The sequence below is a fragment of the Cytobacillus sp. NCCP-133 genome (assembly GCF_026011715.1).
In the GTDB taxonomy this organism is placed as follows: domain Bacteria; phylum Bacillota; class Bacilli; order Bacillales; family Cytobacillaceae; genus Cytobacillus.
This window is the reverse complement of the sequence record NZ_BRVM01000002.1, coordinates 163,833-190,685: the sequence shown is the minus strand read 5'-3', so window position 1 is coordinate 190,685 and position 26,853 is coordinate 163,833. Positions and strand designations below refer to the sequence as shown.

General features: G+C 41.1%; 25 protein-coding genes. 5 read left to right on the top strand and 20 right to left on the bottom strand.

Annotated features, from left to right (window positions below; translation table 11 throughout):
- Positions 1 to 270: 270 nt before the first annotated feature.
- The 3 genes from NCCP133_RS05025 to NCCP133_RS05015 all read right to left on the bottom strand — a co-directional run bounded on the left by NCCP133_RS05025 (position 271) and on the right by NCCP133_RS05015 (position 2,925).
- Complete coding sequence (locus tag NCCP133_RS05025; protein ID WP_264803841.1) at positions 271 to 1,551, bottom strand: M48 family metallopeptidase; 1,281 nt, start codon at positions 1,549 to 1,551, stop codon at positions 271 to 273.
- Positions 1,552 to 1,898: 347 nt separating this feature from the next.
- A complete protein-coding gene (locus NCCP133_RS05020; RefSeq protein ID WP_264803840.1) occupies positions 1,899 to 2,204 on the bottom strand; it encodes an AzlD domain-containing protein in 306 nt (101 codons plus the stop codon).
- Entirely contained in the window at positions 2,197 to 2,925 is a 729-nt protein-coding gene (locus NCCP133_RS05015; RefSeq protein WP_264803839.1) for an AzlC family ABC transporter permease, read from the bottom strand. The genes NCCP133_RS05020 and NCCP133_RS05015 overlap by 8 nt, the downstream gene beginning before the upstream one ends.
- Before the next feature lie 134 nt (positions 2,926 to 3,059).
- Between NCCP133_RS05015 and NCCP133_RS05010 the strand changes: the two genes are divergently transcribed.
- The gene (locus NCCP133_RS05010) at positions 3,060 to 3,611 is read left to right on the top strand and encodes a helix-turn-helix domain-containing protein (protein ID WP_264803838.1); all 552 of its coding nucleotides are present in this window, start codon (positions 3,060 to 3,062) and stop codon (positions 3,609 to 3,611) included.
- A gap of 324 nt (positions 3,612 to 3,935) precedes the next feature.
- Here NCCP133_RS05010 and NCCP133_RS05005 read toward each other — a convergent pair whose 3' ends face one another.
- From NCCP133_RS05005 to NCCP133_RS04975, 7 genes are all read right to left on the bottom strand, one after another.
- A complete protein-coding gene (locus NCCP133_RS05005) occupies positions 3,936 to 4,730 on the bottom strand; it encodes an ABC transporter ATP-binding protein (RefSeq protein ID WP_264803837.1) in 795 nt (264 codons plus the stop codon).
- Positions 4,705 to 5,736: an ABC transporter permease gene (locus NCCP133_RS05000; protein ID WP_264803836.1), complete on the bottom strand. Its 1,032-nt coding sequence runs from the start codon at positions 5,734 to 5,736 to the stop codon at positions 4,705 to 4,707. Before NCCP133_RS05000 ends, NCCP133_RS05005 begins: the two co-directional genes overlap by 26 nt.
- A 150-nt stretch (positions 5,737 to 5,886) precedes the next feature.
- Positions 5,887 to 6,897, bottom strand: a complete 1,011-nt coding sequence (locus NCCP133_RS04995) for an ABC transporter substrate-binding protein (RefSeq protein ID WP_264803835.1) — start codon at positions 6,895 to 6,897, stop codon at positions 5,887 to 5,889.
- 198 nt (positions 6,898 to 7,095) lie between these two features.
- On the bottom strand, positions 7,096 to 7,872 hold the full coding sequence (locus NCCP133_RS04990; protein ID WP_264803834.1) for an enoyl-CoA hydratase-related protein: 777 nt from the start codon (positions 7,870 to 7,872) through the stop codon (positions 7,096 to 7,098).
- Positions 7,873 to 7,990: 118 nt separating this feature from the next.
- Positions 7,991 to 9,547, bottom strand: a complete 1,557-nt coding sequence (locus tag NCCP133_RS04985) for a fatty acid--CoA ligase family protein (RefSeq protein WP_264803833.1) — start codon at positions 9,545 to 9,547, stop codon at positions 7,991 to 7,993.
- A 191-nt stretch (positions 9,548 to 9,738) separates the two neighbouring features.
- Positions 9,739 to 10,728: a lipoate--protein ligase gene (locus NCCP133_RS04980; protein WP_264803832.1), complete on the bottom strand. Its 990-nt coding sequence runs from the start codon at positions 10,726 to 10,728 to the stop codon at positions 9,739 to 9,741.
- Positions 10,729 to 10,740: 12 nt separating this feature from the next.
- Complete coding sequence (locus NCCP133_RS04975) at positions 10,741 to 11,475, bottom strand: MBL fold metallo-hydrolase (protein WP_264803831.1); 735 nt, start codon at positions 11,473 to 11,475, stop codon at positions 10,741 to 10,743.
- A gap of 222 nt (positions 11,476 to 11,697) precedes the next feature.
- Between NCCP133_RS04975 and yhfH the strand changes: the two genes are divergently transcribed.
- Entirely contained in the window at positions 11,698 to 11,832 is a 135-nt protein-coding gene (yhfH, locus tag NCCP133_RS04970) for a protein YhfH (RefSeq protein WP_144543383.1), read from the top strand.
- A gap of 50 nt (positions 11,833 to 11,882) precedes the next feature.
- On the opposite strand, the gene NCCP133_RS04965 is transcribed toward yhfH, so the two are convergent.
- The 6 genes from NCCP133_RS04965 to hemE all read right to left on the bottom strand — a co-directional run bounded on the left by NCCP133_RS04965 (position 11,883) and on the right by hemE (position 18,628).
- A complete protein-coding gene (locus NCCP133_RS04965) occupies positions 11,883 to 14,051 on the bottom strand; it encodes a YhgE/Pip domain-containing protein (protein ID WP_264803830.1) in 2,169 nt (722 codons plus the stop codon).
- Positions 14,052 to 14,132: 81 nt separating this feature from the next.
- The gene (locus NCCP133_RS04960; protein WP_264803829.1) at positions 14,133 to 14,705 is read right to left on the bottom strand and encodes a TetR/AcrR family transcriptional regulator; all 573 of its coding nucleotides are present in this window, start codon (positions 14,703 to 14,705) and stop codon (positions 14,133 to 14,135) included.
- Positions 14,706 to 14,827: 122 nt separating this feature from the next.
- Positions 14,828 to 16,267, bottom strand: coding sequence for a protoporphyrinogen oxidase (gene hemY / locus NCCP133_RS04955; RefSeq protein ID WP_264803828.1), 1,440 nt, complete (start codon positions 16,265 to 16,267; stop codon positions 14,828 to 14,830).
- 15 nt (positions 16,268 to 16,282) lie between these two features.
- Positions 16,283 to 17,230: a ferrochelatase gene (gene hemH / locus NCCP133_RS04950; protein WP_264803827.1), complete on the bottom strand. Its 948-nt coding sequence runs from the start codon at positions 17,228 to 17,230 to the stop codon at positions 16,283 to 16,285.
- Positions 17,231 to 17,362: 132 nt separating this feature from the next.
- On the bottom strand, positions 17,363 to 17,488 hold the full coding sequence (locus NCCP133_RS04945) for a hypothetical protein (RefSeq protein ID WP_264803826.1): 126 nt from the start codon (positions 17,486 to 17,488) through the stop codon (positions 17,363 to 17,365).
- Positions 17,489 to 17,581: 93 nt separating this feature from the next.
- The gene (hemE, locus tag NCCP133_RS04940; RefSeq protein WP_264803825.1) at positions 17,582 to 18,628 is read right to left on the bottom strand and encodes a uroporphyrinogen decarboxylase; all 1,047 of its coding nucleotides are present in this window, start codon (positions 18,626 to 18,628) and stop codon (positions 17,582 to 17,584) included.
- A gap of 271 nt (positions 18,629 to 18,899) precedes the next feature.
- Between hemE and NCCP133_RS04935 the strand changes: the two genes are divergently transcribed.
- Entirely contained in the window at positions 18,900 to 19,409 is a 510-nt protein-coding gene (locus NCCP133_RS04935; protein ID WP_264803824.1) for an antibiotic biosynthesis monooxygenase family protein, read from the top strand.
- A 911-nt stretch (positions 19,410 to 20,320) separates the two neighbouring features.
- Positions 20,321 to 21,727: a hypothetical protein gene (locus NCCP133_RS04925; RefSeq protein ID WP_264803823.1), complete on the top strand. Its 1,407-nt coding sequence runs from the start codon at positions 20,321 to 20,323 to the stop codon at positions 21,725 to 21,727.
- 66 nt (positions 21,728 to 21,793) lie between these two features.
- Here the strand turns inward: NCCP133_RS04925 and NCCP133_RS04920 are convergent, their stop codons facing one another.
- Entirely contained in the window at positions 21,794 to 22,462 is a 669-nt protein-coding gene (locus NCCP133_RS04920; protein ID WP_264803976.1) for a phosphatase PAP2 family protein, read from the bottom strand.
- A gap of 170 nt (positions 22,463 to 22,632) precedes the next feature.
- Between NCCP133_RS04920 and NCCP133_RS04915 the strand changes: the two genes are divergently transcribed.
- Positions 22,633 to 23,841, top strand: a complete 1,209-nt coding sequence (locus tag NCCP133_RS04915) for a M20 family metallopeptidase (protein WP_264803822.1) — start codon at positions 22,633 to 22,635, stop codon at positions 23,839 to 23,841.
- A gap of 129 nt (positions 23,842 to 23,970) precedes the next feature.
- Here the strand turns inward: NCCP133_RS04915 and NCCP133_RS04910 are convergent, their stop codons facing one another.
- The 3 genes from NCCP133_RS04910 to NCCP133_RS04900 are packed head-to-tail and all read right to left on the bottom strand — an operon-like array spanning position 23,971 to position 26,713.
- A complete protein-coding gene (locus tag NCCP133_RS04910) occupies positions 23,971 to 24,696 on the bottom strand; it encodes an EcsC family protein (protein ID WP_264803821.1) in 726 nt (241 codons plus the stop codon).
- A 60-nt stretch (positions 24,697 to 24,756) separates the two neighbouring features.
- Positions 24,757 to 25,980, bottom strand: a complete 1,224-nt coding sequence (locus NCCP133_RS04905; protein WP_264803820.1) for an ABC transporter permease — start codon at positions 25,978 to 25,980, stop codon at positions 24,757 to 24,759.
- On the bottom strand, positions 25,973 to 26,713 hold the full coding sequence (locus NCCP133_RS04900) for an ABC transporter ATP-binding protein (RefSeq protein WP_264803819.1): 741 nt from the start codon (positions 26,711 to 26,713) through the stop codon (positions 25,973 to 25,975). The genes NCCP133_RS04905 and NCCP133_RS04900 overlap by 8 nt, the downstream gene beginning before the upstream one ends.
- Positions 26,714 to 26,853: the final 140 nt, after the last annotated feature.

Sequence of the window (26,853 nt, the reverse complement as noted above, 5' to 3'; positions counted from 1 at the left end):
AATATTGATGCCTCAATAGGCTATGGGATCGATGATGGTGCCGGCATTTATTTTAAAAGTGAGGTGCCGGCTACTATGAATGGCAACATACATACTTATAAAAAAACCTAAAAGCAGACTAACGGGCAGTAAAACTCTCTCTTCATGACTCAGTTCTATCAAAGTGGCTTGACAAAAAGCACAGCTAACCGCCCGTAAAGGCCCGATTGGTTCAACTAACAATCAGCGGGGATAATGCACCCCGCTGATTGAAGTTTCACTTTATCGGGACTATTTCCTTTCCTTTTTTCTCTGTTCAATTTCAAACTCTTCCATCATACTGATCCTCTCCAGCATAGTTGGATGGCCGTATCGGAATATTTTTACGAGGAGCGGCGGGTTCACCTGACTCAAGCCAGCACGTGTCAGCTCCTGAAATGTTTCAATTGCTGAATCCGAATCTTCGGTCATTTCGACCGCATACCGATCAGCCCGGGTTTCCTGGTAGCGTGAAACGAGGTTAGTAAATGGGCTTGACATGAATAAAAGCATCGAAAGGATCATAAAGAATAACGGCAGTGACCTAATATCATTCACAGCAGGAATTTTAAGCGCCCTTCCCCATTTATCAATAGCCTTTTCCATTAGCTTGGCGGTTAAATACAGGCCAAGAAGCGAGAGCAACAAATAGCCTGCGATGCCGATGTAAATATGCTTTTCTACGTAATGGGCCATTTCATGCGCCATAATAAACAGAATTTGATCTTCATTTAATTTGCTAAGAGTTGTATCCCAAAGCACAATTCTTGAGTTAGAGCCAATCCCTGTTACATAAGCGTTCAGTGCATTCGTTTTTTCCGCCATGTCCACTTCAAAAACATGTTCAGCCGGGATATTGGCCTGATTAGCCAGTTCAAGGATCTTCGTTTCAAGTTCTTTATTTTTCAAAGGATAAAAATCATTATAGAGAGGATCAATGACAACAGGCTGAAGGAACATCATAAACAATGTAAAAGGGATGGATAAGAACCAGGCGTAAAGCCACCATCTTTTCTTGCTCTTATTGATCAGCCAGTATAAAACAGAAACAATCAGAAGCATGGTTCCATAATTAACCCAAAAATCAATGAGCTCATCCTTCATCCACGCGCTGAAGCTCTGGGTTGAAATATTATAGCTTTTCGATAAAGAATAACTAATATAGCTTAACGGCATTGTGGCAGTAAATGCGAAAAATGAAAGCCAGATGAGATAGATTGCTGTCTGCAGAAACTTATATGGCGTTGTTTGCTCTGCCCATTTTTTAAAAGCCTTTGACAAGCCAAATAAAAGAATGAATAAATAGAATATCCATTCAAAAGGTGTTGAAATGAAAAACAGCAAGTTTCTAATTTTAGAATATTCCTCAGTCAGCATCAGCTCCCTGCCGTTCAGGAAAGTTGCGGGGTCCGCACGAGAATCTTCGTATTCAAATGGGAGACTGCTATCCGCAAAGTAAAATAAATACCAATAAAAAAACAAACCGTATAAACAAAAGGCTAACGCGCCGTAAAATCCTAAATTTCGTGCCATCCGATTCCCCCCTTTTGGTACAGCCCTTCTTTATTTAGTTTAGTATAAAAATCTGCAAATAGAACTATTTTAATTGGACATTCATTCGACGATTACGCCGTTCCCTTCTTCGGCACTGTGTTCTGACATTGCATTCATGTTTGCTGTGAATTATCGGCCAAATTTAACAATTTTACAGCCGCACAGTCAGTTTTATCAGCTAAAATCAATGTATTCACACTTCTTCATAAAAAAAGCGCAAGGCGCCTGGAGCTAGACAGTTATCTAAGTTCAATAGGATATAAATTCTGTTATTATGAAAAAAACGGTTCTAGACTGAACCGGCTAAAGATCTTCCATTATTTTTTCTAAAACAAGAACGAATATACAGATAAAACGGCGATAGAGCCTAAAACAACAATAATTACATTTGCTCCTAAAAAGGCTGCGGTAAAAGAGGCTGCAGCTCCGAGCAGCCCAAACCAAATATCCTCGTTTATAAACAGGATTCCTGGAAAGATAAGGGCACCCAATGTCGCATAAGGGACATTTTTTAATATTCCCTGAACAAATACAGGAAGTTCTTTCCCTTTGAAAAGCACGAAAGGCAATAGCCTTGGGATATAGGTAACGATCGCCATGCCTGCAATCATCCATACAATTTGGCTACTCATGCTCCCGCCTCCTTTGCCTGTTTCTTGCATTTTCAATCAATTCAACAATTACAGCAGATAAAAGAGTTGCCAGTACGATTGCCCATCCTGTCGATAAAGCATTTGTTAAAGTAAAAATGATATTAAAGATAGCAGCAAGTGCGGCAAGGAAAACGACTTTCACGCTTTTTTTCATGGATGGAACAAGCAGGCCGACAAACATTGCATAAAGAGCTACAGACATGCTTTCCTGCAAGGTTTGCGGGAGGCTTGCACCAATCAGATGGCCAAGACCTGAACAAACTACCCAGCTGGAATAGGAAATAGAGATGAGACCAAGCATGTAGCCGCTTGTTACCTTCTCATCCCGGACTGCAGCAACCGAAAAGGTTTCATCCGTAATACCAAATGACAAAATCGCCTTATTGGCTGTCTGGCTGTCTTCCCATTTTTCATTAAGTGAAGTGGACATCAAAAAATGTCGGATATTCACTATAAAGGTTGTAAGTATAATTTCAAAAATGCCTGTTCCCAGCGAAAGCAGGCTCAAGGATATATATTGTGCTGCACCTGCAAACACAAGCAAACTCATTAAGGCTGTTTCACCAATTGACAGACCGGTTGTTTTTGCCAGCAGCCCGAAGGTTAAAGCAATCGGCGCATATCCAATTGCAATGCTAATCCCAGACTGTAATCCCCTCCTGTACTCTGTAGCAGGCTTGTTAACTGCAATTTCTGCCATTACGTTCACCGTCCAAAAAAATAAAAATAGGTTCTGAAAATATACTATAATAGACATAATATATATTATTGATGTTTTATTATGATATATTATACATTCGTGCGTTATATTACACAATGATTTTGGAGGATGTAATGGAGAATATTCAAAAAAGTATAGGGGAAAATCTGAGGAATATTCGAAAAGCAAGAGGATACAGCCTTGATGCCACAGCTGAAATGACAGGCGTCAGCAAAGCCATGCTGGGGCAAATTGAGCGAGGAGAATCAAATCCGACTGTAACCACCCTTTGGAAAATTGCAAGCGGTCTACAAGTCTCATTTTCTTCTTTAATTAATGAAGAATCTTCAGATGTACACTTTATTGAATTACAAACAATTACGCCAATTATGGAAAGCAAGGGCAATTACAAGGTTTATCCGGTCTTCCCTTTTGATCCGCGCAAGAAATTTGAAATCTTTACGGTCGAAGTCGAACCAGGCTGCCAGCACACCTCCGATAAACATAATGAAGGTGTTGAAGAATATATCACAGTTATGTCCGGCATTCTGGAAATGGAGATTGGCGACCAGCGAATTACAGTCCGAGCCGGCAACTCCATTAAATTTCTTGCAAACAAAGCCCATACGTATAAAAATATGGGCAAAGAATTGATCCGATATCAGGCAGTTATGTATTATCCATAAAATTATTGGCATATGGCTGACAGGCGGTATGCATTTTTCTGGGCTTTTTCCATTTATCCAGCAAATTTTCCATTTTATCTGACAGCATTAGGCATTTATCCGGCATCGAATGAATTCTTTTTATCTTACAAGATTGAAAATTTATCTAGCATCTTAAAAAAAATTTATCTTACATTTGGTCCAATTCATGCTAGGTGTGACAATTTTAAGCCCTAATTAACATTCAGATAAATTTTAGTTTCACTGTGGTCCTCTGCCGCACAAACGCTGTCTTTTCAAACTAAACAAACCGGACCAAGCATTACGCCCTGTCCGGTCTTCTATTTAAATCAATACAGCTTTATCGCTACTCATTTTCTCACCGCGGATTTTCTGGAATTCTTCCAGCAATTTTTCCACAGTCAATTTTTGTTTTTGTTCTTCATTTGTTTCAAAGATGACCTGGGCTTTGTCCATCATGATCAGCCTGTTGCCGAGATCAAGTGCCTGCTGCATGTTATGGGTAACCATTAAGGTTGTAAGTTTGAAAGTTTCCACAATTTCTTTTGTAAGATTGGTAATCAGCTCTGCACGTGCTGGATCTAATGCAGCTGTATGCTCATCCAATAGCAAAATTTTCGGTTCGGTAAAAGTAGCCATCAATAATGATAAGGCCTGCCGCTCACCCCCTGATAATAGCCCCACTTTAGCAGAAAGCCTATTCTCCAGCCCCAAGTGAAGCATTTCAAGCTTTTCCTGAAAAAAATCCCTTCTTTTCTTAGATACGCCTTTATGCAAACTGCGCGTCATTGTCCTGGAGTATGCAATAGCCAGATTTTCCTCTATCGTCATGGATGGAGCTGTGCCTGCCATCGGATCCTGAAAAACCCGCCCAATTAGTTTAGACCTTTTATGCTCTTTTACAAGGGTAACATCTGACCCATCAATCAGAACATCGCCCATATCAGGAATTAGTTTTCCTGATATCATATTCATTAGAGTTGATTTCCCAGCGCCATTACTGCCGATAACCGTCATGAAGTCGCCAGGCTTTAATTGGAGGTTGATACGGTGCAAAGCAATTTTTTCATCAGGTGTTCCCTCATTAAACACTTTATGAATCTGATTTAATTGCAGCAAGATGTTCACCACTTTTCCCATAAGCATTAGATGCCTGATTTTTTTTCGCTTCCAATAATCTCCGACGCTTTCTTTGCTTTTCTTTTTGCTGTTGAATAATCTTTGGAAGGATAAGTGCACTAATAACGATTACTGCTGTAATCAGCTTCATATCTCCCGTTTCCAGGAATTCGACCCTTAATGCCAGTGTTACAATAATCCGATATAAAATGGCTCCGCCGATAACGGCCAGAGTAGCCCTAACAATTGTTTTTGCACCAAAAATGGCTTCACCGATAATAACAGATGCCAGGCCGATAATAATCATTCCTATTCCCATGCCGACATCACTGAACCCGTTATACTGCGCCACTAATGCTCCTGAAAAAGCAACCAGCGCATTTGAAATTCCTAATCCAAAAATCTTAAGAAGGTCTGTGTCAGCCGAAAAGCTACGGATCATTGTTTCATTATCACCCGTCGCGCGAATTGCCAAACCAACATCTGTCTTCAAGAAGAGGTCAATCAGTACCTTTACAGCAAGTGCTAAAATAAGCATTAAGATCAGAATTCCCCAGGTTTTCGGGATAAAGTTCATTCCCAGTGCAGCTGTCAGACTTTGGATGGCTTGATCAATCCCAAGCCCCTGCCAGAATTCTGTAAGCTTCGTCATAGCCGTTTCCTCTGATAAAAGAGGGACATTTGACTTGCCCATTATCCGGAGATTAATAGAGTATAAGGCGATCATCATTAAGATCCCTGATAAGAGCGCGTTGATTTTTCCTTTTGTATGAAGCAGTCCTGTAAGGCAGCCAGCTGCAAATCCGGCCAGCAGGGCAGCAATTGTAGCCAAAAACGGATTATATCCCCCGACAATCATAACTGCCGCTACAGAAGCACCGGTAACAAAACTTCCATCAACGGTCAGGTCAGGAAAATCCAATATTCTGAATGATAGGTAAACGCCCAGTGCCATCAAGGCGTAAATCGCTCCTGCCTCGATGGAACCAAAGATGGCTGTTGGCATAGTAATCTTCCTTTCAATTAGAAATAAGCAAGCGTCTTGTCCACTCCCGACACCTCGAGGGCGTAGGCTGCTTGCGTTAGACAGTTCTCGAAGTTCAAAGATTTTATTATTATCTATTAGAAAAGTGTAAGCGCTAATTTTTTGCTGGTGTTATTCTACAAACTCAGCAAGATCGTTCCATTCTTCTTTTAATTCAATGCCCATTTCTTCAGCGGCCTTTTTATTAATAACCAGTTTTAAATTTTGCGGATACTGAACAGGAAGTTCCGATGGCTTTTTGCCTTCCTTTAAAATTTGGGCAGCCATTTCTCCAGCTTCATATCCGATATCTTCATAGTCAAAGCCATAAGCTGCGAACCCGCCGCGTTCGACAGAGTCAAGCTCTCCAACGAATAATGGGATATCAATGTCATTTGAAACCTGAATAACGGATTCCAAAGCAGAAACTACTGTATTATCAGTGATAATGTAGATGACATCCGCTTTTCCAACTAATGATTCAGCAGCCTGTTTTACTTCCGATGAATTGGAAACCGTTGCTTCAGCCAGTTTCATATCCGTACCCGAAAGAGCTTCCTTCACTTTCTCAATTTGAACTTCAGAGTTCTGTTCGCCAGAATTATAGATCACACCAACAGTCCTGGCATCAAACTGTTCATCAATAAATGTAATCATGTTTGGAATGGCATCAGGATGAGTATCTGTTGTACCTGTAATGTTTCCATCCGGGACTTCCATTGATTTTACCAATTGCACACCAACCGGATCGGTTACGGATGTGAATACGATAGGTATTTCCTTCGTTGCATTCAGGGCGCTCAGTGCACTTGGTGTGGAGTTGGCAAAAATCAGATCCACTCCGTCTCCTGCAAAGTTATTGGCAATCGATTGGTTGTTATTTTGGTCACCTTGGGCAATTTGGACATCATAGCTTACTTCAAGTCCTTCCTGTTCCAATGCTTTTTTAAATCCTTCAAGTGCAGCATCTAACGAAGGATGTTCAACTATCTGTGTAATTCCTACTTTGTATGAATCTTCTTTTTCAGTATCTGAAGAATCAGTTCCTCCATTACTGCTTTCACTGCCGCAGCCGCTCAGCAGCACCGCTCCCATCACACCTGCTGCAGCGATTGATTTGATTGATTTTAAATTCTCTAGCATTTTAGATGATCCCCCTCTTATCTCTCTTTTTTCGCTTCATCACTTTTACGCTTTTATGCTTTTATTCACTAAATTATATAGGTAACATTGTCTTTGTTCAAGATCTTTTTTACTGTTTTCTAAAAATTTAATAATTTAATAGAAAAAACACGGCATTATTCTGCCGTGCTAACTTAAAAAATTCTATTAACGGTTAAATCATTTCCCTTTAAAATCCGGCTTTCTCTTTTCAGCAAAAGCAGCAAGTGCCTCCACTCTGTCTTCTGTAGGAATAATGACTTCGTAAGCTTTTCGCTCAATTTGCAAACCGGTTTGCAAATCAACACCTATTCCCTGCTTAACGGCGAACTTTGCCTGCTGGAGAGCAAGCGGCCCGTTTGCAAGCATTTGTCCGGCAAATTCGAAGCAATCATTTAACAGAATATCTCGGTCTGTTACTTTTGTAAGCATTCCATACTCAAGCGCTTCTTCTGAGGTAAGCCTTTTAGCAGTCAAGATAAGTTCGAGCGCTTTTGCCTGGCCAATCAATCTAGGCAGCCTTTGTGTACCGCCTGCTCCAGGTATAATGGCAAGGCTTGTTTCTGTAAGTCCCATGGAAGTCCCTGCCGCCGCAATACGAAAATCACAAGAAAGGGCCAATTCCATCCCACCTCCGAAGGCAAAACCATTGATGGCAGCGATCGTTGGCTGCGGAAGCTGATCAATTAGAGAAAAAACCTCACCAATTTTATAGATATTCCTTCTTACCTCTTCATCCGATAACGTTCTGCGCTCTTTTAAATCAGCTCCCACACTAAATGCTTTCTCTCCTGATCCTGTAAAGATAACCACTCGCACTCCAGGATTTGTACGCAACTTTTCAACGGAAGCCTGAAGCTCACATAATGTTTCAAAATTAAAGGCATTCATCGCATCGGGACGATTAAGGGTCACGAGCGCAATATGTTCTTTTAATTCAACTGTAATAGAACTCATATGTGCATCTCTCCTTCATTTGCTTTGCTACACATTCTCAATTCGATAAACATCCTGAAAACCCTTTCAAGAAAGAAAGAAAAACGGCAGACACGTTTTAATGTCTGCCTAAGTCCTCTTATTTTGTCTGAAGCACTTGATTCTTCAATGCCCTGCGCAGTATCTTGCCTGTTGTGTTTTTCGGAAGCTCGTCCAGGAATTCAATTGAAGCCGGCACTTTGTACTTAGCCAAATACCGAGAGCAATATGCCAGAAGCTGTTCGTCTGTGAGCTCAGGATTTTTCGAAACGACAAAGCATCTGACGGCCTCTCCCAGGTTTGGATCCGGCACCCCCAGCACTGCCGCTTCAACAATGTCCACATGGTTATAAAGAACCTCTTCTACTTCTCTTGGATACACATTGTAACCGCCTACCAGGATTAAATCCTTTTTGCGGTCAACAATATAAAAATAGCCTTCCTCGTCTTTTTTTGCCAAATCCCCAGTATAGAGCCAGTTATCACGGATGGTTGCAGCTGTTTCCTCAGGAAGCTTATAATAGCCCTTCATTACATTAGGCCCTCGTACAATCAATTCCCCTACTTCTCCAATCGGAACTTCTTCACCAAGTTCATTTACAACCTTATTTTCAACATTGAGGATTGATTGGCCAATCGATCCAGGTTTCCTTGATTTATCCAGCGGGTTGAAGCAAGTTACCGGAGAAGCCTCGGACAGTCCATACCCTTCAGAAATCATCACATTGAATTTTTTTTCAAAGCCATGCAAAAGCGCAACAGGCATGGCAGCGCCCCCGGAAATGCAAAGTCTTAAAGACTGTAAATCTTCCGGATTGCCATCTTCATACTGAAGAAGGAAATTGTACATGGTCGGTACGCCTGCAAATACAGTAGGTTCATATTTTTTGGCAAGCCTAAAAATTTCTTTCGGGCTGAATTTTGGGTCTATGAGAATAGTGGCCCCATTCATTAAAGGTGCATTTAGAGCAACTGTTAAACAAAACACATGGAACATAGGAAGAGTAGTTATAACTCGATCATCTTCATTCATATGAAGGTAATTACTGACATCCTTTGCATTGCTGTAAAGGTTTTTATGAGATAACATTGCCCCTTTTGGCTTTCCTGTTGTACCGGATGTATAAAGAATGATCGCTGTTTCCTCATCATCCAGCACTGGCCCCTCGAATCCTAAATCCCCTGAAGCTGCAAGCTGTGTAAACGATTTCATTTTAGGATAAACAGATAAAACTTTTGCATCCAATTCGGATGCTCGGCCCTGAGGTGTTTCACAAATTATATAATGTTCAACTTTAGGAAGTGCATGATGCATTTTTTCAACCAGTGGCACCAATAAATCTAGCGTAACAACCGCTTTGACATCACCGTTATTGACAATATAGCCGATTTCATCCGGTGTATAGATCGGGTTAATCGGTATGACGGTAGCCCCAAGCCTCATTGCTCCATGGAGGCCGATCATAAAATGCGGCGAGTTTCCCAACAATAAGGCAACATGGTCACCTTGTTTCACCCCCAATTTCGATAGGCCATCTGCAAATTTTGTAACAGCGCCATCAAGCTCTGCATATGTACTGGACTGGTCCATGAAATAATAGGCAGGTTTATTGCCCATCTTTTTCGCAGTTTCATGCAGCTGCTCTGTTAAATTCATCTTCAATCCCCCTCTAGTGAATGAATAATCATTCATTTTTATTTAAAAAATTTTCTAAATATATTATATTGAAAGAAATTTTTGTATTCAAGTAGGAAAGCGAATTGTTCACAAATTCTTTTCTTTCCTTGCTCCTGAGTCTTAATATCTATATATAAATATAAAAAACCGGCAATCGCCGGTTTCACGCCTTAATAAACAAGGTTAATAAATTCTTCTTTTGTCACATTGCCAAAGTAATGTTTAATATCGACATTCTCCAAAGCTTTTTCAATTTCTGATTTTTCATAGCGAATTCCAATAAGCATATTTTCAATTTCACTAACATCGCCTACCCCAAAAAAGTCTCCGTAAATTTTACAGTTTTCGATTTTCCCTTTTGCCACATTTAATCGGATATCAATTTGCCCAACAGGAAATCGGTGGGAATGCTGCAAATCAAATTTAGGTGATTTTCCGTAATTCCAGTCCCAACTTTGATAACGTTCTTTGGAAAGCTCGTGAATTTTTTCCCAGTCTTCCTCCCTCAGCTTATACTCTGGAACCTCATCTAAATCACCGAAAATATTCTTAAGAAGCAGCGTTCGGAATTCTTCTATAGTGATTTTCTCTTCCAAAAACTCCGAGATGTTTGCAACCCTGCTCCGAATGGATTTAATGCCTTTTGATTCAATTTTGTCTTTCTTTACTTTCAGCGCCGATACTACACTTTCTATTTCCGAATCAAACAGAAGTGTGCCATGGCTGAACATTCTGCCCTTCGTAGAAAATTGGGCATTCCCGGAAATTTTTCTTCCTTCTGCAGTTAAGTCATTTCTCCCACTCAGCTCTGCATTTACACCCAGCTTCTTCAAAGCATTAATGACTGGCTCTGTAAACTTGAGAAAGTTATGGAAACTCTCTCCATCATCCTTTGTAATAAAGCTGAAGTTAAGGTTCCCTAAATCATGATAAACAGCCCCCCCGCCAGAAAGCCTTCTCACAACGTGGATCCCATTACTTTCTACATAATCAGTATTAATTTCTTCAATTGTATTTTGATTTTTTCCAATTATAATGGAAGGTTCATTTATGTAAAAAAGCAGATAGGTTTCATTTATATCCAGATTTTTCAGTGCATATTCCTCAATTGCAAGATTGATTCTTGGATCTGTTATTCCCTGATTGTCTATAAATAACATCTATTTTCACTCCTAAAAAGTATGGGACCATTGATAGTCTGCGATCGATATAGGTCCGTTATATTTACTTGACGCTTCTTCCTTCAGTTTTTGAAGCTCTCCATAATGAGGCAAATGAGTCAGCAACAGATTCTTAGTTTTAGATCTTCTTGCTAAGGTCCCTGCATCCAAGCTTGTCATATGTCCAGCATTTTTCCCATTTTGATGCCCATAAAAATTGCATTCGCAAACGAGCAAATCAGAACCTTCACTGAATGGTTCCAATTCTTCCTTATAAGAAGTGTCTGCCGTATATATTAGCGTCTTTCCCCCTGCTTCAATTCTCATTGCAAAGCATGGCACGGGATGGTTTGTCTTTAAGAAGCAGATTTGAAAAGGCCCAGCAGACAAAACATCTTCAGGGTTATAAGCAATTCCCTTTGTAACTTCCTTGTATGTAAGTTTCTTAAATTCCTCCTGATCCAGGCAATGCCCATAAATCGGAAGTGTATTTGTTTTTTTGCCCAAAAATCCCTGTATCAGCCTGGCATGCTGCAAAACTCCAATATCCGCAATATGATCTGGGTGATAATGCGAAATAATTACTGCATCTAGATCTTCAGGCTGAAAGAAATTTTGCATTTTTGCCAGAACACCGCTTCCGCAGTCAATCAGCAGATGAAATCCCTCATGCTCCAGTAAGTAGCCAGAGCTTGCCCCATCGGCTTTAGGATAACCGCCCCAGCCACCGATTACTGTTAACTTCATCACAATTCCTCCCTATAAAAAGCACAAGGTGCTGTACGGAAAATGTTTATGGTAAAAAGAAACTTCATTTTCCTAAGTCCAATCTACTCGATTATGCCTATTTTTTCACTTTTTTAAAATTGTTCTTAGACAGTTGTTGACATACAAAAACTGTTATAGTACAATAAATATAAATAATCAAACTATTTAGAAGAAAATAACAAATTATTAGGAGGCTTCAGCATGATCCAAAACATTATGGAATTTTTCAGAAATTTGCCGGCAAAGCAATGTTCAGAGTGTGGGAAGTCAATTGATGAGCAGCATGAGTGCTATGGAAACAAGTGTGACAAGTGTATGGGAATGACAGATTTATAGAATCATATATTAAAAGCCAGCCCTTGTAAGGGCTGGCTTTTGTTGTTAGTTCAATCTGCCTGTTCTGCAACAGCTGCAAATCTTTTTCTGTGCATTGCAGTAAAATATATAAATGTGCCTGCAATGAAAACAGCTGCAAAAATGAATAAAATGACCGCATTCTCCCACATGAAATCAAAGTTTCCACTGGATATGACAGCCTTAAGTCCTGATACAGAATAAGTCATCGGCAAGTATGCACTAATTGGCTGCAGTGCATTAGGAATCAATTCAAGCGGGAAGGTTCCGGCACTTGTCGTTAGTTGCAGAATTAAAATAATGATTGCCACAAATCGTCCCGGGTCACCCATGACGGTAACTAAAAATTGAATTAAAGCCATAAACGCAACGCTTGTTAACATGGTGAATAATAAAAACAACGGAACACTTTGAACTTCAAGGCCAAGTCCTGTTAACAGAATAAGTGCTGCTAAAAGGGCTTGAATAATCCCTATACCAGCAAGTATGCCAAGCTTGCTTGCAAACCAGCTAAATCCAGATTTCGGCGTATCGGCCGGCTCACGAAGCGGGAATACAATTGAAAGCAGCAACGCGCCAACAAATAAGCCCAGTGAAAGGAAATATGGAGCAAAACCTGTACCATAGTTGGGAACTTCAGTGATTTTTTCGTTATCTACCTTTACAGGATCCGCCATCATTTTATAGGTTTTCTCGCTGGCATTTGTTGAGGACGCTTTTTCAGCGCCATCTGCAAGCTTATCAGCCAATTCAGATGACCCTTCAAAAACTTTGGTATTGCCTTCTGCGACTTGATCTGCACCATTTGCTAGCTGCTTTGTGCCATCAGTAAAAGCAGCAGAGCCTTGGGATAACTTTCCCATCCCGCCTGATAATTCGGACGCACCACCCGCTAGCCTGTCTGCTCCCGTTTGAGCTTCCGCAAACATTTGCCTGAACGTATCCATTCCAGTCTGAAAATCTTTTTGTCCCTGCACCAGCTTTTGGGCACCGCCTTCCAGCGCAAAACTTCCTTGTTCAAGCTGTTTCATTCCTTGCTGCAGCTGAACTTGCCCTTCTTGAAGCTGACCCATATTTTGGGATAATTCTGCACCACCTGCAGATAGTTTACCGGCTGATTGTGCAAGCTGAGCTGAACCTGTTTTCAGCTGGCTTAAAGCAGCCTGAAGCTCTGCTTTTTCTGGTGACTCTTCAGGAAACTGTGATAGTAAGCCCTGCAGTTTCTTCTCCAGCAAGCCAGTACCGCCGCTTAGCTTTTGTGCTTCCTCTTGCCATTGCTGCAAAGAGGAAGAAAGGCTGTTGGCTCCATCTTGAAGCTGGTTTGTACCGTTGATGATTTCAGGGAATTTATCGATAACTGTTACAATCCCTTCCTTAGCCTGGGTAATACCTGCTGAAAGCTCCTGGCTGCCAGACTCCAGCTGGCCTGAAGCTTCAAGTAATTTTAATTGTCCATCGGCCAATTGCCCCAGACCTTCTGAAAGAGATTCTGCCCCTTTTGCGATTTCCTGTGAACCTTTATTTGCACTGTTTACTCCGTTGTTAAACTCTAGTGATTTATCAGCCAGAAGTGAAAGTTTTTCATGTAAAGTTGCTGAACCATCCTTTAGATCGGCGGCTCCTTCAGATATTTGAAGGGCACCATCACTGGCCTTTTCAATGCCATCAGCAAGCTCGCCAATCTTTTCAAACATGGTTTCTGCGTAGGTCTCAGTCACTTTTTCAGATAGGGTTGCTTTGATTCTGTCTACTGCTGTACCGCCTATTTGTGCTGATAAGAAATTATAACTTTCATTAGGCACATAGATCAGTTTCATCTTCTGTGGATTTTCCTCTAAGAGAGTGGTTGCATTTTTTGAAAAGTCGGCTGGTATTTCTACAAGCATATAATACTTTTGATCTTTAAGATCTTTATATCCATCCTCTTTGCTGACAAATTTAAAATTAAAGTCTTTGCTTTCCCTTAATTTATCAACAAGCTCATTCCCAAGCTGCAGTTCAATATCTTCAAAAGCGGCATCTTTATCTTCATTCACAATCGCAACGGGCAAATCTTGTAAATGATCATATGGATCCCAGAATGCCCATAAGAACATGCCGCTATACAAAATGGGTATAAATAAAACTGCTAATATAGGAATCAACAGTTTTTTATTCCGTACTACCGCTGATAATTCCTTTTTAAATAGACTGTTCTTCATTTTAATATCCTCCCATACCTTGAAATAACTAATTGACTAAAACATTCATTTGGTCAATATTTTAAAAAAATATAGGACTATCTAAAGAGATAATCCCTTCATAATATATTGTTCAAATAGCATCGCTATCTTTTCCTTCTCCAAAGGTTCATGATGCTGCTCCCAATCAAAAATTAAGGCAATATAAACTTTAAGCATGACAAACGCAGTCAGTTCCGGATCACATTCCCGAATTACACCTTTTTCGATAGCCAGGGACACTTTATCCTTGAGGTAATTTAAAATGGCATCCTCCAACTGGCCAATGACTTCCATTACAGCAGGTGTTCCCATTTCTTTTTCTTCCTGGAAAAGCTTAATGGTAAGCTGATGTTTAAGGCGAAACTCCAGTATTTTATATAAACCGCGATGAACATTTTCGTAAAAAGAAAGAGAAGGGTCAATTGCTTCATCTGCAGCAGCCTTCATCTCTGCAATAAGTGAACGAATTATTTCATCGAAAAGCTCTTCTTTGTTTTTGAAAAAAGTATAAATCGTACCTTTTCCTACATTCGATAGCTTTGCAACCTGCTCCATGGTTGTTGCCTTATAACCGAACAAAGAAAAAGATTTCGTGGCTGCTTCTAAAATTTGCTGTTTCCGATCGAATGACATTTCTTCACCTCACATCATTATGACCGAATGAGATTTCCGGTCAATTTGTACAAAAAGTAATTTATCATATCTTTTCCAAAAAAGCAATTGAAAATAGAGGCAACCATACAAGAAAGAAGCTGTCACGATGGGACAGCTTCTTTCTTATTGCTATACAAATAACTTAAAACACTTTGGACCGCTTTTTCTCCCTGATCAATACAGTCGGGAACTCCTAAGCCTTCAAAGGAGCTGCCGGCCAAAAAGAACCCGGGCAGATTTTCTTTAGCCTGTTTTTTAGCCCTTTCAATCCGTTCTTTGTGCCCAACTGTGTATTGGGGCATAGAATCCTTCCATCTTGTTATGTAAGCAAAGTCAGGATTAGCCGTGATATTCATGGTTTTGTTCAAATCATCAAGCACAATCTTGATCATTTGATCATCAGATAAATCTACAACGGCTTCATCCCCTGCTCTTCCTACATAACAGCGAAGAAGCGCTTTTCCTTTAGGAGTGGAGTGAGGCCATTTCTTATGGGTCCATGTACATGCTGTAATCGTGTAATCACTATTCCTCGAAACGACAAATCCTGTACCGTCAATATCATTCTCAATTGCTTCTTCTGGGAAAGCAAGAGCTACAGTTGCCACAGAGGTGGAAGGCATTCCCTTAAATTCTCCAAATAGCCCCCAATCGGTAAAAATTGAATTTACCGTGTGGTGAGGAGCTGCCATCACGATACTATCTGCCTGCAGCTCTTTTCTCCCATTCATATTGATGGTATAGACGCGGCCGTTTTTGCTAATAGATACTACTCGGTGCCCTTTAAGAACAGATCCAGGCTCAAGCTTGCTTTCAACTGCATCGACAAGCGATTGGAGCCCAGACTTAATTGTTAAAAACATCCCCTCTTTTTTCTTGGAATGTCCTGACTCTATTGGCTGTGAACCAGTGGACTTCTTCATTCCCATAATTAAGCTTCTATACTTCTGCTCCACCTGGAAAAATTGCGGGAATGTTGCCATTAAGCTTAATTGATCGATATCTCCTGCATAAATGCCGGAGAGAAGCGGTTCAATCAAGTTTTCAACAACCTCGTCCCCCAGCCTTCTGCGAAAGAATTCACCAAGTGACTGATCATGCGCAGGATTGGATCGAGGCAGCACAAAGTCAGCAGCTGCTCTTGCCTTCGCTGCAGGCGAGAATAATCCGGTTGTAATAAAAGGAGCGATTTGAGTTGGAATCCCCATAATCGATCCGCCTGGCATTGGATAAAGCTTCTGCCTAACAAGTACATAGGACTTTCCTGAAGTATTGCTGATAAGCTCTTTTTCCATGCCAACTTCTCTGACAAGCCGGGACGCACTTTGTTTTCGGGCCAAAAATGAATCAGGGCCTTTTTCAATGACGAAGCCATCTCTTTTGATCGTTTGGATTTTACCGCCCAGTCGATGTGACGCTTCCACCAGCTTTACATCCAAATGCAATCCTTTTTCCTCGGCTTCCTTCTGCAAATAATAGGCTGCAGCAAGGCCAGTGATTCCCCCTCCGATAATTACAACCTTCCGTCTCTCTTCCTGCATAGTAAATCGCCTTCTTTACTTATTTTTTTTGCTCCCTTTCAGCAACTTAAAAATGGCATCAGACATGGCCTCAATAAATTCAGGCTTGGAATTTGGCATTTCCGGGCGGTAATAGGTTGAACCCAGTTCATCTGTGACAACCTTGCATTCATAATCATTGTCATATAGCACTTCCAGATGATCAGACACAAAACCGACAGGAGTATAAATAAAGGCATTATAACCTTTCTTTTCAAAAAGTTCTCTGGTAAGATCCTGAACATCAGGGCCAAGCCATGGTTCAGGCGTATTTCCTGCACTTTGCCACCCTACAGCATAATCGCTGACTCCTGCCTGTTCTGCAATTAAATCAGCTGTTTCTTGCAGCTGCTGAGGATATGGATCTCCAGCTTGCAGAATCTTTTCCGGCAAGCTGTGAGCGGAAACGATTAAAACGGCAGAATCTTTTTCTTCCCATGTCATCCGATCAATCGTTTCTTTAACCCGATCAGCCCAATATTTAATGAATTTAGGCTCTTTATACCAGCTTTCTACAGAGTTAATAACTGGTCCGCCCAGCTTTTCGGCTTCCTCCTTTGCCCTCCCGTTATAGGACTTCACGCTGAATGTGGAAAAATGGGGAGCCAGAACAATGCTGATAGCCTCTTCAATTCCATCTTCGTGCATTTGCTTGACTGCATCTTCAACAAACGGCTCAATATGTTTGAGACCTAAATACATTTTGAATTCATACTCATCTTGAATTTCATTCAAATGCTGCTCAAGCTTTTTAGCCTGATTTGTCGTAATATCTGCAAGGGGTGAGATTCCGCCTATTGCTTTATATCTGCTTCTTAAATCTTCAAGCATTTCCTCAGAAGGTCTTCTTCCTCTTCTGATATGTGTATAATAACGTTCAAGGTCTTCTTCCTTATAAGGAGTGCCATAAGCCATTACAAGCAATCCCATCGTCTTTTTACCCATGTTATCCACCTCAATTATTTTCTTTCTCTAGTCCCTTATTGTGCCAAAAAATAACCGGATTACCAACACTAATGCTTATGAAGTGCGCAAAAAAGCATGGAATATCTGCTGGCAAAAAAGAGCGGCTTTTAATTATAGGCACTTTCTCAAAGAATGTTGTTTTACTAATAAACTCTGTCCGCTGATTTCCGCTGCGGGCATTTGCTTTCCGAGGGAAGGAATGAGAGCCTCCTCGGCTTCGCCTGTGGGGTCTCCCACTCCATCTCCTCCCGCAGGAGTCAAATGCCCTCCGCTCCAATCAACTCATTTGTTGAACTTGGTTGCAACAAACTTTAAGAAAACAGCAATGGACTAATTGTTCAGTTTTGAAGCTGAATACTCATGAATAAAAGCTGTTAACCTTTTTAGCGTGTCAGGATTCACTTCAGGGAAAACTCCATGCCCAAGATTAAAAATATAACCTGGCTGGGCCATGCCCTGGTCCAGAATTGCCTTTGCTTTTTCCTCGATAACCTCCCAAGGAGCAAGGAGAATAGCCGGATCAAGATTCCCTTGTACTGTTTTAGTTATGCCCTTCGCTCTTGCTTCCCCGATTGGAAGTCTCCAGTCAAGCCCCACTACATCAAGAGGCAGCTCTTGCCATTCCATTGCCAAATGGCTTGCTCCGACACCAAACATGATAAGCGGTACATGTTCTTCTTTTAGGGAAGAAAAAATGTGATTCATCACTGGTTTAATGAAGTAACGGTAATCTTCGACATTCAATGCACCAACCCAGGAATCAAAAATTTGAATTGCTTTCGCACCTGCTTTGATCTGGGATTTCACATAAGTAATGGTCATTTCACCAAGCTTATCCATTAATGCAAACCAAGCTTTTGATTCTGCATACATAAATGCTTTTGTTTTATTATAATTTTTTGATGGCCCGCCCTCGATCATATAGCTGGCAAGAGTGAATGGTGCACCGGCAAAGCCGATTAAAGGCACCGTTAACTGCTCCTGTGTAAGCAGTTTAATGGTATCCATAACGTATGGAACGTCCTCTTCTGGATGTATTTCACCTAACTTCTCTACATCGGCAAGCGAATGGATTGCATTTGAGATGACAGGTCCAATGCCTGACTTTATTTCCACATCCACTCCAATAGCAGGAAGAGGCGACATGATATCTTTATAAAGGATCGCTGCATCATTGTTATATTGTTCAACCGGCAACCTTGTCACATAAGCGCATAGCTCCGGCTGATGCGTAATTTCAAAAAGTGAGTATTTTTCTTTTATGGCTCTATATTCGGGCTGTGAACGGCCGGCCTGGCGCATATACCAAACAGGGACATGTTCAGTCTGTTCACCTCTGGCAGCCCTTAAAAATGTATCGTTAAATGATTTAGTCATTAAATTTTATCCACCTTTCAAGACTTGTCTGCATATTATTGTAATATATATGTATCCAAATTAGAAACACGCTAGTGTCTATCTTTAATGAATATATCCTTTTTTCACTGTTCTTGTATAGATTTGAATGCCAAATGTCAAAAAATAGACGTTTTTTAATGTCTATATAAGGGAAATAATTAGAGAATTAAACGCTAAAACCTACTAAAATTATGAACTGGATGTCCGTATGTTTATAATGGGATAAAAATAATGTTACTGAGGTGAAAAAATGAAAATATATATGACTATCGGAACATATGACTACTTAAAGAAAATAGAAGAAAAACATCCCAATGAAAACATAATCACCATGCAGAATCCTGGCAATGCCTTATTAATTCATGAAACATCAGGAGATACCATTTTTAAAGAGCCTCGTTCCTACGAAGTGATCGATTCTTCGGGTTCCTTTGATCAAGCGAGATTCGCAGTTCTGAATAACATTCCTGTTACAGATGAAGGCAGGCCTCTTTTTGAACACCGTTTTAAAAACAGGGCTGGCCTTATCGAAAATGAACCTGGTTTCGCAGCGATCCGGGTCCTGCGTCCGATTGAATCGAACACCTATATTATCCTGACCCTATGGCAAAATGAGAAATCCTTTAGGGATTGGCAGGACTCATATGCATATGAAAAAGCACACGAAAAACGAGGGACAGAAAGCGGTATTGACAGACAGCCACAAATTTTTTCAAGCCCTTCCTATGTGACGAAGTACTATATCCCCGAGGATGAATAGGCAGTATCAAAATAAAAATTGAAAAGGATGGGCACGAATGCTCATCCTTTTTTAGGCTATCAGAATTTATATCCCTTTGAAATTAGAGAACTGTCTAGCACAAGCAGCCTGCCTCCTCGAGGTCACAAGCTTGTCTAGTTGCGGCTCCTAGGAACTCGGGGTCATAAGCCAATCCCTTTCAGAAGGGAAGAACACCTTCTTACAGGGCTTGTCTTATGCCTGTCGTCCCTGGGCAGTCGCCTCCACATTTCGGTTTGTCTAGTTGCGGCTCCTAGGAACTCGGGGTCAAGGCGCCCTGCGCTTATCTTATGCCTGTTTCTTTATAATGCCATTATAATGCCATTTCTATTGGCATAACTTCAGCCTGGGTCGGTCAGAAACGCCCATTTTGCTTAGGATCTTGCTGCTGGGGCAGCAATTCAATATCTCCCTTGTTGCTTCAATCCCGTTCCCGTCTTCCATTGGGAGATCCATCAGGACGATATCCGGCCTTTCTTTTAATAGGCACCCCTCATTAAAATAATGAAAGGATAAAATGCGACAAATAGCTCTTTTATTTCCAAGGAAATGACACCGATGTTTATGGGAGAAGAAGAACTCCCATTTTCGATAAACCTACTGTGAGGAGTATTTGATTGACTGACCTGTATCTCATTGGCGTTTCCTTCCTTCTTTTCTCCTATTCTTATATTCTCTAAAGACTAAACCATTTCCTTTAAGCCTGTTTTAACTTTATTCTATCAACCATCCCATTCACTGAAACGGTTCCCAGAGTATTTCCTCCTCCGTCTTAAGTCTGATTCAATACTTATCACAACTTTCCCATTCCATCATATTTTGTATTACATTCCAAACCGGGTGATTCGCCCAGAGGGGCGCTTCTACCAAGGAATTCGGAAGGAGGATTTGAGATGGGCGCAGAATTAACCGCTATTCATTGGCTATATGTACTTTTTATTCTTTTTATCATCGGCTTTATGGTCATGAGAAGAGATACAACACTTGTTTGTATAGCAGGGATCTTTTTGATTGCCCTCACTGCGACAGGATCCTTAAGCGGGTCAGTAAGCAGCATTTTTACAAGTTTTATATTTGCTATTACCGAGCTTCTTTCTACTATACTTGTCATTTCAATTATAGTGGCAATGAGCCGCACACTATCAACAACCGGTATAAATGATGTAATGATATCTCCTTTTGCCAGGTTTATCAGAACCCCCGCACTGGCCTATTGGACAATCGGGATATTAATGATGGTCATTTCCTGGTTCTTTTGGCCATCTCCAGCTGTGGCTCTTATGGGTGCAGTACTCCTCCCAGTAGCGATTCGTGTAGGACTGCCTGCTCTTGGCGTTGCCATGGCAATGAACCTATTTGGACACGGAATTGCATTATCAGGCGACTACATTATCCAGGCTGCACCAAAGCTAACAGCAGATGCAGCTGGACTGCCAGTGGGTGATGTCATATCAGCGAGTATCCCGCTTGTTATTGTGATGGGTGCAGTCACCACTATTACCGCTTTTTATTTGATTAAAAGGGATATGAAGAACGGAAAACTGACAGCAGCAACGGGCATTACAAAGGATTCGCCAAACGAGCTTCATGCAGATAGCCGCAATACTCATTTGCTTTCCCTTAATCAGAAAAGGATTTTTGCCCTTTTGATTCCTCTATTGTTTGCAGCTGACGTGGCAGCGATGTTTATTTTAAATTTACAAGGCGGTGACGCCACTGCGTTAGTAGGCGGTACATCGATTTTTATCCTCCTAATCATTACGCTTGCAGCCCACCGAAATAAAGGGCTGGAAAAAACAACTAGCTATTTAATTGAAGGGTTTCAGTTTGGTTTTAGAGTATTTGGCCCAGTTATTCCAATTGCAGCTTTCTTCTACCTGGGGGATTCTGGATTCACGAAAATGATTGGAGACTACCTGCCAACGGGTTCCCATGGAATTGTCAACGACCTGGGTGTCGGGCTTGCATCCGTTGTACCTTTAAGCAAAGAAGTCGGTGCCATCACTTTAACAGCTGTAGGTGCCATTACCGGCCTTGATGGATCGGGGTTCTCAGGAATTTCACTCGCAGGCTCGATTGCTAATTTATTTTCAGCAGCACTTGGTACAGGCGCTGCTACATTGACTGCTCTTGGCCAGGTAGCTGCTATTTGGGTTGGCGGAGGAACTTTGGTTCCATGGGCATTAATTCCTGCCGCTGCCATTTGTAATGTAGATGCCTTCGAGCTTGCAAGAAGAAACCTTCTTCCGGTCACAATTGGTTTGATTGTTACAACCATTATCGCCATGTTTCTTATTTAAACTCAGCACAAAAAAAGAGACTATCGCTTTAGAGGTAGCCTCTTTTTTGTATGCAATGCATTTTCTTTAAGGGCTAATTTTGGGAGAGTGTTTTTTATAGCTTACCTTAGTGGTCTTTGCTTTTACTGCTTCATAAAGGACAATCGACAGGAACACCCAAATAAAACCTGCTGCAAATCCGGCTGCAACATCAGAAGGATAATGTACCCCCATAACGATCCGGCTTATTCCCATCAGAAAAATCCAAATCCCCGCCAAAACGCCAGTAATCCATTTTGCTTTTGAAGTCCTTAGCCCATTTATAATTACAAATGCGATAAAAGTATAGAGAATCATGCCAATCATGGCATGGCCGCTTGGAAAACTAAGGCTTGCTACACTTACCAAATGTTCCTGGTCTGGGCGCGCCCTGCCAATTGTATTTTTCAGCCACTTGTTTACCTCATTTCCAATAGCAACGGCAAAAACAAGTGCTGCCATGGCCGCATAATTCCCATGCTTAACCCATAGCATAATCAAAAAAATCAGGGTAACGATTCCCACGCCAATTTTGCCACCCAGGCCATCCATAAACTCAAAAAAGGGATAAGTGCTCTCCGGGAAAAGGCCTGTAAAAACTGTTGATAGTGAGCGGTCAAAGCTTATTTGTTCCCCACTTTTTACAGCAAATAAAAAATATAGAAAAATAGCAGCTGATCCAATCAAAAAAACATATGCCCACTTAGATTTTCGCATTTCCAATCACACTAACCCCTTCCATAATATACCTCAATCTGCCTCCATCTATATTATCATTCTTTTTCCACCTTTTTTATGTAAAATTTACAGAAACGGATAAATCCCTCTTCATCTTATTAAAGAATGTTATAATAATGGAAAAATTAAATTAGTTAGGGGAGAATGGCATGTCAGAGAATTTATTCACCAAACTTGAAGGCTATTACGAAGAAATGGTATCAATCCGACGTTATCTTCATCAGCATCCTGAGGTATCTTTCAAAGAAGAAAAAACAGCCCATTATATCAAAACCTATTATGAGAATTTGGGTATAGAAGTCCAGGCCCATGTAGGAGGCAACGGTGTTGTCGCCAAAGTTTATGGTGAAAAGCCCGGAAAAACAATCGCATTAAGAGCAGACTTTGATGCGCTGCCAATCCAGGATGAGAAGGATGTACCGTACAAGTCCTTAGTCCCGGGCGTCATGCATGCCTGTGGACATGACGGACACACAGCCACTTTGCTTATACTTGCGAAAGCCCTTCATGAATTGCGTGAAGAATTGGAAGGCACATATGTGATGATTCACCAGCATGCAGAGGAATATGCACCAGGCGGAGCCATTTCGATGATCGAAGATGGATGTCTGGATGGAGTAGATGCCATTTTCGGAACTCACTTATGGGCATCTGAGCCAACAGGAAAAATTCAATATCGAGTGGGACCATTTATGGCAGCTGCAGACAGATTTGAAATTACAGTCCAAGGAAAAGGCGGACATGGAGCTCAGCCCCATAAAACAAAGGATGCGATTGTAACAGCCTCACAGCTTGTAGTTAACCTTCAGCAAATTATCAGCAGAAAGATTAATCCGATTGACTCCGCTGTTGTTACTATCGGTTCATTCGTGGCTGATAACGCCTTTAATGTGATTTCCGATAAAGCTAAATTGATCGGCACAGTACGTACATTCAATGAAGATGTGCGCACCAATATCGAGGCAGAAATCGAGCGCATTGTAAAAGGAACCTGCTATACCGCAGACTCTTCTTATGAATACAATTACCATAGAGGCTATCCTGCATTGGTCAACCATAAAGCAGAAACAGAATACCTGGTTGAATGTGCAGGCAAAATCAATGACATCAATAGTATTGAAGAAGCTGACCCTGAAATGGGGGGGGAGGATTTTGCGTATTATCTCCAGCATACAAAAGGAACCTTCTTCTTTACAGGTGCCAAGCCGGAACACGCAGATGAGAACTATCCGCACCACCATCCTAAGTTTGATATTGACGAAAAAGCCATGCTAATCGCTGCAAAAACACTCGGCGCAGCTGTTTTAAATTATCACAGTTTTAAAGAAAGCACAGATTCAGTTGAGGTAGGACAATAGGAGGAAGGAAAATGGTCCAGTGTGCTAGCCCACTTTCTTTTTGAAAGTTCGTTTGTTATTTCTTTAGGAATGCGGTTATAGCTGTTCAAACAAATTGTTCATGCCTGCAAAAACTCAAACAGCCCCTGCCTAATCAGGCCGTGGGGCTGTTTTAAATAATCTAAGGCGATAGGCATTTTTAGCTGTTTCACCCAGATGGTCAAGCAAATTATAGTTCGCATATGCTCCAACGGCTGCACCTATTCCAGGCACGAGCTGAAGCATTTTCACAAAGTCGATGTAGTCACGGTATTCCTGCTGAAACACTTTCCAATCGAGCTCTGCCAATCCTTCTTTGCGGTCTTCCCATTCTTCAATCAGTTTAAAGGTTTCTTTCCTTCTTTCATCGCTTGAAAACGCAAGCTGAAAGATATGAAGTATATAGAGGCGCTCTTCATACTCATTTGCATCAAATCCGTATATAGAAGCTGCCTCAAATAGGAATTTCATTTTTATGCTTAAAAGCAAAGGAAAATCAGCTAACCCAAGGAGGATTCCTCCCGCTCCTGTTCCAGCTCCTTCAACCGCAGCTGTTTTGCGGTAAGCGGCAATCTTTCTCTCCAGCTTTTGATCCATATCAGCCAACGTGCTTCCGGGAGATTGGTTTTTTCTGGTTGTTGCATGGGATCCGATAAGCGTTGCTTTAACCATATTCTTAATGCTATCTGTCATAATTTTATGTGCTTTTTCAGGAATTAGGCTATTCACCTTGGTTTGCGCTTTTTTTGAAAGTCGGTTAAGGAGGCTCGAACGTTTATTGATTTGCCTTCTCCATTCCTCTATCTCCTGATAAGCTTTTAATTCATACTGCTTCATGGATTACCTTCCTTTTGTCAGGATTGATATAAATACGCAAAACAGCACGAAAAAGATTCATTATTTTTTATCAGCGGTTCCAAGACGCTTTTGAATATAAAAGTGGGTATATACATAAGCGAAAAGCAGGCCTGCAGCTAAGGATAGAAGGGAACCTTTCCAATCTCCATTTGCCCAAACAGCTAAAGAAAGCATTAGAGTTTGAAGAGATAAAATGGCTGACAGCAATTGTTTAAAGGCTTTTTCTTTATACCCTCCATGAACTGGATAAAGATTTACCCATATTTTATTTTGATGGTGGTTCCAAAGCGGCAAAAGCTGGAATCCAGTTAGATACATAAATAAGAGCACCATCAAAACCTGGCCCATTCCATAGGAGATGAAATAAATCGCCATCCCCCCAATAATGGTTAAGCGAATAAACAGGCCAAAATAATCCCCTGATCGGAGAAATGTCCTCGCATAAAGGTTTTTGAATAATTCTTCCTGCTTATACGGGATGCTTCCAAGCAGCCAGTCGAGCCATTTTCTCCTCTTTACGCGATCTCTTAAATTTGGAACATCAGTAAACATATTGGCCAGCCGGTAAAATGATGTGATTCTTCTTTCTTCCTGATCAATCAAGAGTTCCCATTTAAGGCCTCTTTCTTTTGACCTTGCCCTAAAATAGATATACAGCACGACAAAGAGTACTCCGACAGCCAGCAAAAATATTAAAGATGCGCCAGAGAACAGCAAATATAGAAACACAGCATTGATGGCATATCGAACAAGGGTATCCAATCGATGAACATTCGTTTCTACATAGTATTGGACTTTCCAGCGGATTAGCAAGTTAAGTGCTTTGGCTGCGAGCATAATTAGCAAAAACGGCAGAAATGCACTGAAATCACCTTCATTCACACGGGCATAGATCGGCATGAGAACCCCGAGTCCCATGACAATGAGATAGGCATGCACTAAAAAGCTTACCATCATTGAACGTTTGAAATAGCCAGAAAGCCGATTTTCAAGCGGCAGAAGAAATACTTTATCCGCTTCTGAAAGAAAGGTATAAATCGGGCAGTATGTAAGCAAAATTGCCAGGATAACTGCCATTACTGCTGAAACAGGAAATGGCTCCGGCAGCGTCTTTAGCCATTCCTGATAATAGTATGCTGCTGTGCCAAGCAGGAAGACCAGGACAATGACAATATGGCCATTAAATATATATCGCAGATAGCGGGAAAGCTCCTTGCTTGTCCTTCCGAACCGCTCCTTCCATAATTGTTTTTCATCAAACATAGTCTTCTTCCTTTGTGAGCTGGATATATAAATCGTCAAGAGTCGCACCCGACATGTCAAATTGCTCCTGAAGCTCTGCCAAAGTGCCTTTTGCCCTTACCTTTCCTTCATGTAAAATAACGAAGCGGTCACAATATCTTTCCGCAGTGGCAAGTATATGAGTAGACATTAGAATGCCCGCCCCTCTCTCCTTCATTTTCTTCATTAGGTCAAGCAGTGACTGGATCCCAAGCGGATCAAGCCCTACAAAAGGCTCATCAACTATATATAAAGACGGCTGCACCAGAAAAGCGCACATAATCATGACTTTCTGCTTCATTCCTTTTGAAAAATGGGCAGGAAACCACTTCAGTCTTTTTTCCATTCGAAATTCCTTCAGAAGTTTTTCCTGTCTTTTTTTATACTCTGCTTCCGGAACACGGTAGGCCATGGCTGTGATTCTCAAATGCTCTTCTAGAGTTAGCTCATCATAAAGAATTGGGGTTTCCGGAACAAATGTAAATTGTTTGCGGTAGCCCTCCTTATCTTTAAGAAATTCCATGCCATTTATCGTGACCCTGCCTTTATGAGGTTCCATCAGGCCAATTACATGTTTTATTGTCGTACTTTTTCCTGCTCCGTTCAGACCAATCAGCCCCACAATTTCATTTTGCCCCACTTCAAAAGAAACGTCCTTTAATACCGGGTTTCTTGTATAGCCGCCTGTCATATTTCTTATCTCTAATAAAGCCATTTTCAACGTCCTTCCCGTATGCTTGTATGACTATTGTAAAAAAAGCCAAAGTAAGTTGTCCAGTTTGGAAAAAAATCTTCAAAATCGCTTGCATATAAAATTCAAAAGCGGGCATTCTAATTTATGAAGGGGAAAACAAG